Genomic DNA, 10399 nt, shown 5'->3' with positions numbered 1-10399 from the left:
GATAACGAGCCAAAATCAAGCGAATAATGTCACAATTGAAAAGGTGTTAGGAAGGAAAGATTCATGAGCCAGCTGCCTGCCGCCGAGATTCGTGCCCTGCGCGAAGCCTTGACCCATCCACATGGAACCGGTGCGGGATGTCAGTGCGCGGCGGATACGGAGCTGATGCCCCGCGAAACCGGAACACCTCATGAACCCGATGGAGCTTACGACGAAGACCAGACCCGCCACGGCCGGCAGGCACACCCCCCAATGCAGCCGGTAGACATCGATGAGATTGCTACCATCTGGGCACCTCGCTTCGAATTGCTAGCCGATTTAACCCGGCTGAAGCTGCTGTCTTATATGCATATTTATCCCGGTTCTTGCGTACAGGATTTAGCTAACGCGGCGGGTATTACCCAGACGGCAGCCTCACAAGCGCTGCGGGTCTTGCGTGATGAAGGCTGGGTTAGCGCCGATCGTGACGGGCGCTTGATGCGCTACACCCTGAAAGACACTGCCGCGCACCAGATGCTGCATTTTATCGGGCACACCCACGTGTAACTTGATGGTGAGAAACCCCAGAAGCGCTGCAGAATTGCGGAACTCTCGGCTCAGTACCCGGAGGCGGACAGCGGCTTGATGTGGCGCAAAATCAAAGCCAGGATTATGACCACGACTGCCAGGGAACCGGAAATTACTACCACTCCCAGCCAACCTAGGGCGGTCCAGCCAAAACCAGCCAGGGTGCCGAAAATCGAGCCGCCGGCATAGTAAACAATCGAGTAGGCTGACGAAGCCTGGCCGGTGGCCCCCACCCCGGACACCGCCCGAGCCGTGACCCAGCCGGTCGCTACGGAATGAACCGCAAAAAACCCGATGGTAAACACGATGAGCCCCGCAAAAATCGCCCACAACGGCCTTGCCAAAGTCATCAAAATCCCCACCAAATAGATGATGCCGGCGAGCGGGACGACGGCGCGCCGTCCAAAACGGGAAGCCAGACTGCCCGCCGCGGATGCTGCGACCGAACCGAACAGGTTGACCAGGAAAATCAGGGAAACAATCCAGGTCGCCATGAAGTAGGGCGCGTCGGTCAAACGGTAGGGCATCATGTTGAGGATGCTTTGATAAGCGCCTAACGCGGTGCCGGCAATGACGAACAGCAGCACCAAACCGGGTTCAGTTAGCACGTCCTTGGTGTGTTGCAACAGAGCTTTCAACCCCGGTTCGGCCTTAGAGAAACCCTCTTGCTTGGGTAAAAGCAGCCACACCAGCACTGTGCCGACCACGCCGATGCAACCCAGAATAGTGATGGTCATGTCCCATCCCACCAGGTGAGACAGAAACCCGGAGATAATCCGGCCCAGCATACCGCCAATCGCGGTGCCGGCCACGTAGGAACCGGCCGCTTTGGGTAGCTCAGCCGGACAGATTTCTTCGGCCAGGTAAGCCGTAGCCACCGCGGGCAAACCCGCCAACGCCATGCCTTGCAGAAAACGCCCGACCATCAAAAAGCCCCAGTTCGGGGTAAAACCTAAGATGATACCCAGGAGGGAAGCCACGAACAGGGAAATCAAAATAATCGGGCGGCGCCCCAAACGCTCCGAGGACGGCCCGATAAAGAACATCGAGATGGCCAACGCCAGGGTTGTCAGCGACAGCGCCAGCGAGGCCGTGACCGGGGAGATAGAGAAAAATTTCGAGATGTCCGGCAGCAGCACCTGCACCTCATAAATCTGCGCGAAAGTCACGAAACTAGCTACGAACAGGGCAAACTTGATGCGGCGGTATTCCGGGTCGTGACTGGTGTAGCCGGTGAAAGCCGCTTGGGCGGCAGGGCGCAGCGCGGTCAGGGGCAAATCTTCGACTGGAACTGGAATCCCGCCCGGTTCGGTGCGGGCGGCATCAATCATGGCAGGGTCAGGAGAAGCGACGATACTGTCGGGCTGGCGGGGACCAGGAGCCTTAGATTTGCGAACTGACGACATATGGTCAGTATATTCCTCAGCCGCGCGCCCGCTGACATCGCGCAACTGCGCTCATCGGGCAACGCCGTTGAGACGGGCTGCGGGTGCCGGGTGGCGTGCTAGGGCGGATGCGAGGGACTACTCGGTGTACAGCGGGGCCAGCCGTGCATAGAAACGCGACGAGAAATCCTCTAAATCCTGCGCTATGCCCTGAGCGGTATCCGTGGAATCCACCAGGGACAGCGCCAAAACCGCGTTGTCATGCGGGACGTAACACACGTCCAAAGTTTGGCTGACCTGGTTGCTTGTCACGGTTTGGCGGTAGCCATTCGTACAAGACACCACAGGGTCGTTCGCTTTGAGGGTCATTTTAACGGTGCCGGTCGGGGCGCTCACCGTTACTTCCTCGCAGTTCCTGACCATGGTGTTGAGGTCGTCAATCATCGACCGCACATCCTGCTCGGAGGGGGCCAGGAACACCTGAGCTGCCGCCTGTCCGTCAGGCGCTTGGGCCGCCAGGGAGGGCCAGTGCAGCAGGGGAAGGTTGAAAGAATTGCGCATCATGGCTTGGCAGCCGGAACCGGCGGGCTCAAACTCCAGTCCCGCCGGGTTTTTCAGGTCCCGCACCTGATCCCCGGCCAGGTCAACCTGTTGGCGCAGCTGGGTGGATTCGTCCTCGTTGAACGGCGTGAGCGAGTGCCCCGCCAGTTTCAGGTCGGCGAAAATGGCGGCCGTCGCGCCGATGTCAGGAGAACCGGGCGCCGGTTTCGCGTCGACTTTGCTTTGATCTGAGGCGCACCCGGTCAGGCTCAGCGTCACCAGACCGGCCGCGGCGATTATGGAGATAAAGCGGCGTTTCATTGGGCACCTCCGAGGGGTTGTGTGGGGTCTGGCGCACTGGGCGGGGGAGTTTCAGGTGAGAAGTCCTCCGTTGGCGTTTCCGCCGGGAATTTGACCGGCTGGCCGGGGCTGGAGGGCGAAACAGTCACGGAAACGTCCCCCTCAAGACTTGTGGGGTCGCCCGAAACTGCGTCAGAAGCGGAATCGTGAGGTGCGGCCTCGGTCGCCCGCCGCAGAACCATGTGATCCTCACGCACCGGCAGCAGCATCAGCAACCCCACCAGCAGCACCAGGCCAATCCCGAGGATGCCCCAGTACTGAGCCTGCGCGTGAATCGCCATCATCGGGCCGCCCGGACCCGTCGTCACAGACAGCAAAGCGGGCGGAATGAACGGGGTGAAGTGCTGGCCGAGGCTGATGAACAGGGTAAACATCAGGGGAGCCAGCCACGTCACCGAGCGACCCGTCGTCTGGTAGAGCCCGAACACCTCGCCCTCGTGGCCCTCGGGAATGCGCCGTGCCAGGAAAGAACGGGAAGCCGACTGGGCAGGGCCGACCCACAGCGTCATGAACAGCCCGATCGTCCACATGATGATTTTGCCTTGGGCGTGCAGCGCGAAAACCCCCAAACAGCAGGCTACCAGCATGATGAGGGAGAAAATCATGACTTTCTTGGGGCCGATTTTGTCGTCAAAGAAGCCCATCAGCGTCGTGGCGATGCCGGCCGCGACGTTGGCGACGACCGCGAAAATAATGACTTCCCCCGGAGAGAAACCGAAGGTCACCGCGGCGATGATGCCGCCGAAGGTAAAGACGCCGGACAGTCCGTCGCGGAAAATCGCGGAGGCAATCAGGAAGTACAACACGTTTGGGGCGTTGCGAAACAGCCAGGCGATGGTTTGGAACAGCTTTTTGTAGGAGGTGAAAATTGACTCGTGAGGCAGGTTTTCGCTGCCCGGCACGACTCGCCCGCGCACGGTAAACAGCACCGGTACAAAGAAAATCAGCGACCACGCGGCCGCGACCAGCATCGCGACTCGCACCCCCATACCGTTTGCGGTGTCCAAGCCGGTGAAGTTATTTTCCGAGATGAAACCGAAGTTCAGGAACATCAACAGGACGATTCCGCCGAAATACCCGCTGGCCCAGCCGATACCGCTGATTTTTCCGATGTTGTCGGCGTTGGAAATCCGGGTCAGCATGGCGTAGTAGTTCACGGTGGCGAACTCGAAGAACATGGTCATCAACGCCAGCAGGCCCACGCCCAGCCACAGGAAGTTCGGGTGCGGCGCCACAAAGAACATCGCCGCCAAGCAAGCGATGATGATTACCGAAAAGACCCCTAGCCAAAACGTCCCTTTGCCGCGCCGATCCGCGCGTTGCCCGGTGATGGGGGCGGTCAGCGCCACGATAATCCCCGCGATGGTCATGCCGGTCGAAACGGCTTGTGAGGAGGCGGTTTGGTTGCCGAAAGCCGAGCCGGTCAAGTAAACCGTGAACACGAAAGTCGTCGCGACCGCGTTGACAGAGGCGCCGCCGGCGTCCCACATGCACCAGGTTAGTTTTTGAAGAAATCCGCCTTCTTTTACCATTGTTTTCCCTTTCAAGGAGCTGCGGCTAAAACGGTTCCCCGGACCGTTTTTTGACGCCTTCGCGCCCGGCCCGCGATGGCTCTTGCGCTTCGCGCTGCCATCGCGCCCCCATGCACCATGTTAACTTTTGGATGAATCCGCCTGGTTTTGGCATTGTTTCTCCCCTTTGATGACTTCACTGTTAACCTACCGGTTTTACGTTAGGGATTTGTTAAGTTTTCTCGTGTTATCTAGGGTGTTCGTTGCTCAATCGGGTTGTTGCTCGCTAGGTCGGTCCGTGCGGCGTCGGGGGGATGCCTCTCAGTCGCAGAAATACTTGGAAAGCTGCGCTTTCCGTACCGCTTCCTGGACTTTGGCAATGCAAGCGAGCTTGCGCTGCCAAAGTCTGCGTCGCGGTGGTCTCCCGTTCTGTTTTTCTAAGCGGGCAAGCCGCTAAGAAAAACTACGAACACCCATATGCTCCTTCGAGGTCCCCCCTCCACCACGGGACCTCTTACGACCAAAATATCGAGGGTACCCCGGACAATCCTGTTTACCTCTCAGAACTGCATAGTGTGCCATCAATGGGACATCAAGGTGTGCAAATAGTATCTATTGTCTAGAAATCGTGAGTTATTGTTGCGGCTCAGGAAAAATCTGGGACGTTAGTGGTGCGGGGAATGCTGGGATTCGGCGAGAGCCAGGTCAGCGGGTGTGGTGATTTTGTAGGCTAAGCGATCGCCCTCTACGGTCACGACTGGCAGGTTTGCGGCTTCGTAGAGCGCTGCATCATCGGAGAAAGACGTGGACTCCGCGAGCGAGCGTTCGGCAAAACGCTGGTGCAGCGCTGCCAATTCGTGCAGGAAAAAGCCTTGTGGAGTCTGTACGGCTCGCAAAGTTGCGCGGTTCGGGGTGGCGGTGACGACCTCGACAGGCTCGTCGGGACGGGTCCGCGGAGCTATGACCTTGATTGTGTCGGTGACGGGCAGGGCAGGAACAACAGCCCGATGGCCATTCTGTAAAGCCGAAACTACGCGGTCAAACACAGCGGGGGGAGTGAAAGGCCGGGCCGCGTCATGAACCAGGACCAGGTCATCGTCTTGCACCGGGTCAACCATGTTTACCAGCGTTTTGAGGGCTGCTGCTACTGAACCTTGTCGCGAAGAGCCACCGGGAACAACCGCAGCTGGGAAGTCACAACCGGAAACCACCGATTGAAAACGGTCGAGCTGCTCCAACGGAGCGCTGACAACCACAAAATCACAGCTGGGTAGACCTTGTAAAGCCCACTCCAGCAACGGGTGTCCCGCCACGGGAACCAGCGCTTTGGGCATATCACAGCCGAGTCGAGTTCCCGACCCCGCCGCAGTCAGCACCACAAAAAGTCTCACCCTGCCAATTTACCCCCAAAATTTTCCCCTGGTTTCGGTGTAAATCCTATTAATTTGCCTCGGTGTGCCATATATGGCACACCGAGCCGTTTAAATAGGTTTTATTCTCGGTTTTCGAGGAATTTAGGGGCTGTTTGTTGTTTTGGGTGCGGGGCACTCGCTCGGGGGCGCTCGCGAGAGGCGGAAGGGGGAGGACCCCCTCGCGTTTTGCGCGACTATTGTCGCAAAACGCTCACCCCCCAGCCTCTCGCTGAGTCGCCCCCAACGCTCCCCGCCCCGCCCGGCTGCCCGAATCCTGGTGTTTGAATCTTGATTTCGGTGCTGCTCGGGTACGTAGCATTCCTTAGTTTCCGAGTAGTTGCACTAACAACCAATTTCAACCCAGAATTGGCGTCCCTGCTGAGTGTTGGTTTTCCGAACCCGCAGGTAAGCGAGATTCTAGCTGTGTAGAGCCGGCACTTATCGGAGTGAAATCGGTCGTTCATGCAAGACGGACCGGTTTTACGCGAGGGCGGTGGTGGAGGGGGGACCTCGAAGGAGCATATGGGTGTTCGTAGTTTTTCTTAGCGGCTTGCCCGCTTAGAAAAACAGAACGGGACCCCATTTCTGCGACTGAGAGGCATCCCCCCGAACGCCGCCAGACCTCGCGGCAGGGCTCACTTGCGCAACCGGCGCGGTACTTTCTGGCTCGACAACTTGATAAACTGGCATAAAACCGCCCCTATGGAGGAGCCAAATTGCTTGCTGATTTTTCTGCTCCGCTACGAAAGCTAAAAGAGACGCTGTTCTCTGAGGCGCCAATCGTGGGGATTGTCGTGGTTTTGGCACTCACTTTGGTCCCCCTGGAAGGTTCGTTGCCGGCACGTTTTGCCTGGGGCACGCTGGCCATTATCGTTGGCCTGGCGATCTTCCTGCTGGGAGTGGATATTGGCCTGACCCCCATCGGCCAGCTGCTGGGGCACGCCATCGCCCGTTCCGGCAGGCTCGCGGTCGTGATATCGGCAACTTTTGTGCTGGGCCTGTTCATCTCGGTAGCGGAGCCTGACCTGCATATTTACGGCGGTCAAGTGGAGGAAATCACCGACGGAATGCTGGGCAAGCTCTTCTTGGTGCTGGTGGTGAGCCTGGGCATAGCGGTGCTCCTGACCATCGGAATGGTGCGCATTATCCGCTCTATCTCCCTGAAATTTATCCTCCTGGGAGCCTACGTTTTAGTGGCGGTTCTGGGATTCTTTGCCCCTACCGAGTACCTCGCGATTTCTTTCGATGCCTCAGGAGCCACCACCGGGGCGTTGACCGTGCCATTCATCTTGGCGATGGCGGCGGGGGTGTCCGCGATGAAAAAGGACTCCCGCAGCGGTGAGGCCGATGCGTTTGGGCTGGTGGGGATTGCTTCCGCGGGAGCAATTTTGGCGGTGTTAGTTACCGCCGTCGTTTTTCAGCTAGGTGAGATTCCGCGTGACATTCCTGCCCCGGAAGTGCTGGATCTCAGCCCCGTGGCGGCGTTGTCGCAAGAGGCCCCCCGCCAGATTCGTGACGTAGCGCTCGGATTAGCTCCAATCCTCACCGCCTTCGTAGTGGGCGCCCTGGCAAAGTTTATCCCCCTGACCGCAGCAAAACTGCGCCGTATTATCTGGGGTCTGGTGTTTTCCTATGTAGGACTGGTCATTTTCCTCACCGGAGTCAACGCGGGCTTCATGGACGTGGGTCGCGCCATCGGCGAAACGCTGGCCGCAAACCAACCCCCCGCCCTGCTGCTGGCAGTGGCGTCCGGACCGATGACCGCCACTTTCGTGCTGGCTTTCGCCCAAGGCGCGGCGGCCGGTACACCGGGAGCAAACGTGGTGGTGGACGGACTGGGGGTAATCGCGACGGTAGCTATGACACCGCTGATTGCTATCCAAATTCTCGGACTAATATATTCTTCTAAGACAAGGAAGGTTTCCCATGCTTGAGAAAGACTGGCACAAGGACGCCGTGCTGCTCTACATTGTGGTCAATGACCAGATGGCCTCCAAAATCATTGCCGAAGCGAAAAAACACGGGATTCGCGGCGCCACGGTGATGCTGGGGCGCGGCACCATCAAAAACAAGTGGCTCAACGCTATCGGCGTGATAGATTCCCGCAAAGAAGTCCTCATCATGGGGGCGGACACCGCCACCGCGAAAACGGCGATGGACGCCTTGGCAAAACGTTTCCACTTCGAGAAACCTAACCGGGGTATCGCTTTTGCGGTTGAGATGGAGGGTATCGCGGGAACGTCCGCCATCGAGCACTGGCCCGAACCCCCCGCTGACCACGCTGCACAACCGGCACAGTGGCAGCTCATCACCACCATCGTGGAACACGGTCGGGCCGAGGACGTGGTCGAAGCCGCGCAAAGTGTCGGGGCTCGCGGCGGCACCATCATCGCTGGGCGCGGCTCGGGGGTAGCCCAAACCGAACTGGTGCTGGGCATGGAAATCGAACCGGAAAAAGACATTGTGTTTATGCTGGCCCCGGCCCAGAATGCCCCCCAAATAGAGGAGGCCATCGATCAGCGACTCGACTTGAATAAACCCAACCACGGCATTCTTTTCACCCAAAACGTGGTCGCCGTCAGTGGACTTTACCAGGGAGCTTAGATGAATACCCTAACCGCAAAGCTCTGGGAAACGACCAAGTCGGTCATACCCATTGCTGCTGTTGTGGTGCTGATGCATTTCACAGTAGTTCCCCTGCCGGGCGTGCTGCTGCCGCGTTTCGGGCTGGGCGCCATCGCGGTTATCGCCGGACTGTCGCTGTTCCTGCTGGGGGTCGAGGTCGGTATCGCCCCTATCGGACGAATTATGTCTTCGACTGTGGTGAAGTCCGGACGGATTACGGTGGTCATGACAGTCACTTTCGTGCTGGGTTTCCTGTTGACCATGGCGGAACCGGATATTCTCATCTATGCAGCGCAGGTCAACACGCTAACCAGTGGGATAGTGTCCTCAATCCTGTTGATTATGGTGGTTTCCGCAGGGCTGGCGGTGTTGCTGTGCCTGGGCATGGTGCGGATTTTGCGCGGCTGGAAACTGCGCTGGGTGCTGCTGGGGTCTTATGGCCTGGTGGCACTGTTGGCGCTGGTGGCGCCCATGCAGTATCTGGCGATTGCTTTCGATGCGTCTGGTGCCACCACCGGACCGTTGACGGTGCCGGTCGTGCTGGCTTTCGCTACCGGGGTGGCGTCTTTGAAACGCGATTCGGCACGCAGCGAAGCGGACGCCTTCGGGCTGGTGGCAATCGCTTGCGTGGGGGCGGTTTTGGCTCTGCAAATTACGTCTATCATGCTGCACTTGGGCGCCCTGCCGACCACCGGACCGACCCTGACTCCGGACACGACCCACCTCTTTGAACCGCTGGTGAAACATTTTCCGATGGAAGCCCGCAGTGTCAGCCTCGCCCTCGCTCCGCTGCTGGCGCTGTTCCTGATTGGGAACGTCACGGTTTTCAAACTGCACAAGTCCGTACGCCGCAGTGTCATCGCGGGTATCGTCATGGCGTTTTTGGGTCTGACTTTCTTCTTGACCGGCGCAAATGGCGGGTTCATGGACGTGGGACGCACGATTGGTGTGAGTTTGGCGCTGCGCGGCAACGCGCCGCTGCTGCTGGGTATCGCTTTTGCGCTGGGGTTCCTGGCGGTGTTGGCGGAACCGGCGGTGCACGTCCTGACCGAGCAGGTCCAGGAGGTCACTTCCGGTTCGGTGCGGGCTTCAGCGGTGATGGCGGCGATGGCACTAGGGGTGGGCTCGGCAGTTCTGTTGTCTACGTTGCGTCTGGTGATACCCAGTTTAGAGCTGTGGCATATGCTGTTGCCAGGATACCTGGTGGCGGTCGGGCTGACGTTCGTGTCTTCAGAGCTGTTCGGCGGGCTAGCTTTCGACGGCGGCGGGGTCGCGCCCGGTCCGATGCTGACTACGTTTGTGCTGGCTTTTGCTCAAGGTGCGGCTGCTGGCACACCTACTGCGGACGTGGTGGAGGACGGTTTGGGACTCATCACCATGGTCGCGCTGATGCCCCCGATTGTGTTGCAGCTGCTCGGTATCGTGTTCCAGGCTCGCGCCCGGCGCCGCACCAACCTGCACAACAAAGACCCGTGGGCCGGCCCCACCCCGACTGGTGAAACCAAACCCAACTCGACCCACTCTGCTGGTGAAAAAACCGCCCCCCGCGCTGCTGCCGCCTCGGCAGGGCACCAACTGGCTGAAACCAGCCATCAAAAGAAGGAAAACTCATGATTCAGGTGATATTGACCGTCGTGGAAAAAGGCCACGCCGAAGAGGTTATCGACGCGGCGGTGCAGGCTGGCTCGCACGGTGGAACGATTATTAATGCGCGTGGCTCTGGGGTTCACGAGACTGCCACCCTGTTCGGTTTGGGCATTGAACCGGAAAAAGAGCTGGTGATAATCCTGGCCGACCAGGCGAATACTCCGCAAATAGTGGAGACGATTTACGAAACTTTGGATTTGCACCAGCCCGGAAACGGCATTGTTTTCGTGCAAAACACGGCCCGCGTGCGCGGACTTTACCAACCGACCGAGTAGGGCGGGCACAGCGTCCGAACGGGCAAAGCGGGCAAAAAATAATAGTTGGAGGAAAACCTCCAACTATTATTTGTAAA

At 58.8% G+C, this 10399-nt stretch carries 9 protein-coding genes; 5 read left to right on the top strand and 4 right to left on the bottom strand.

Going from position 1 to position 10399, the window contains the following annotated elements; all coding sequences use genetic code 11:
* The first annotated feature begins 63 nt into the window (after positions 1-63).
* On the top strand, positions 64-546 hold the full coding sequence (locus RQ935_RS04645) for a metalloregulator ArsR/SmtB family transcription factor (protein ID WP_311497412.1): 483 nt from the start codon (positions 64-66) through the stop codon (positions 544-546).
* Positions 547-596: 50 nt separating this feature from the next.
* Here RQ935_RS04645 and RQ935_RS04640 read toward each other — a convergent pair whose 3' ends face one another.
* The 4 genes from RQ935_RS04640 to RQ935_RS04625 form a co-directional block, all read right to left on the bottom strand.
* Positions 597-1973 carry an MFS transporter gene (locus RQ935_RS04640; RefSeq protein WP_311497411.1) on the bottom strand — a complete coding sequence of 459 codons (1377 nt, stop codon included), beginning with the start codon at positions 1971-1973 and terminating at the stop codon, positions 597-599.
* 117 nt (positions 1974-2090) lie between these two features.
* Positions 2091-2813 carry an ABC transporter gene (locus tag RQ935_RS04635; protein WP_311497410.1) on the bottom strand — a complete coding sequence of 241 codons (723 nt, stop codon included), beginning with the start codon at positions 2811-2813 and terminating at the stop codon, positions 2091-2093.
* Positions 2810-4384 carry an MFS transporter gene (locus RQ935_RS04630; RefSeq protein ID WP_311497409.1) on the bottom strand — a complete coding sequence of 525 codons (1575 nt, stop codon included), beginning with the start codon at positions 4382-4384 and terminating at the stop codon, positions 2810-2812. Before RQ935_RS04630 ends, RQ935_RS04635 begins: the two co-directional genes overlap by 4 nt.
* 644 nt (positions 4385-5028) lie before the next feature.
* Positions 5029-5754 (bottom strand): 2-C-methyl-D-erythritol 4-phosphate cytidylyltransferase, encoded by a 726-nt coding sequence (locus tag RQ935_RS04625; RefSeq protein WP_311497408.1) that lies wholly within the window; start codon positions 5752-5754, stop codon positions 5029-5031.
* 737 nt (positions 5755-6491) lie between these two features.
* On the opposite strand from RQ935_RS04625, the gene RQ935_RS04620 reads away from it, so the two are divergent.
* Genes RQ935_RS04620 through RQ935_RS04605 form a run of 4 tightly spaced genes read left to right on the top strand, consistent with a single transcriptional unit; the run spans position 6492 to position 10322 of the window.
* On the top strand, positions 6492-7709 hold the full coding sequence (locus tag RQ935_RS04620; RefSeq protein ID WP_311497407.1) for a DUF1538 family protein: 1218 nt from the start codon (positions 6492-6494) through the stop codon (positions 7707-7709).
* Positions 7702-8379: a P-II family nitrogen regulator gene (locus RQ935_RS04615; protein ID WP_311497406.1), complete on the top strand. Its 678-nt coding sequence runs from the start codon at positions 7702-7704 to the stop codon at positions 8377-8379. Before RQ935_RS04620 ends, RQ935_RS04615 begins: the two co-directional genes overlap by 8 nt.
* Positions 8380-10014, top strand: a complete 1635-nt coding sequence (locus RQ935_RS04610) for a DUF1538 domain-containing protein (protein ID WP_311497405.1) — start codon at positions 8380-8382, stop codon at positions 10012-10014.
* Complete coding sequence (locus RQ935_RS04605; protein WP_279105576.1) at positions 10011-10322, top strand: P-II family nitrogen regulator; 312 nt, start codon at positions 10011-10013, stop codon at positions 10320-10322. The genes RQ935_RS04610 and RQ935_RS04605 overlap by 4 nt, the downstream gene beginning before the upstream one ends.
* Positions 10323-10399: the final 77 nt, after the last annotated feature.

Source organism: uncultured Mobiluncus sp. (assembly GCF_963511525.1).
Classification (GTDB): domain Bacteria; phylum Actinomycetota; class Actinomycetes; order Actinomycetales; family Actinomycetaceae; genus Mobiluncus.
Note: the sequence above shows the minus strand (reverse complement) of the source record. Positions and strands in the feature narration are given on the sequence as shown.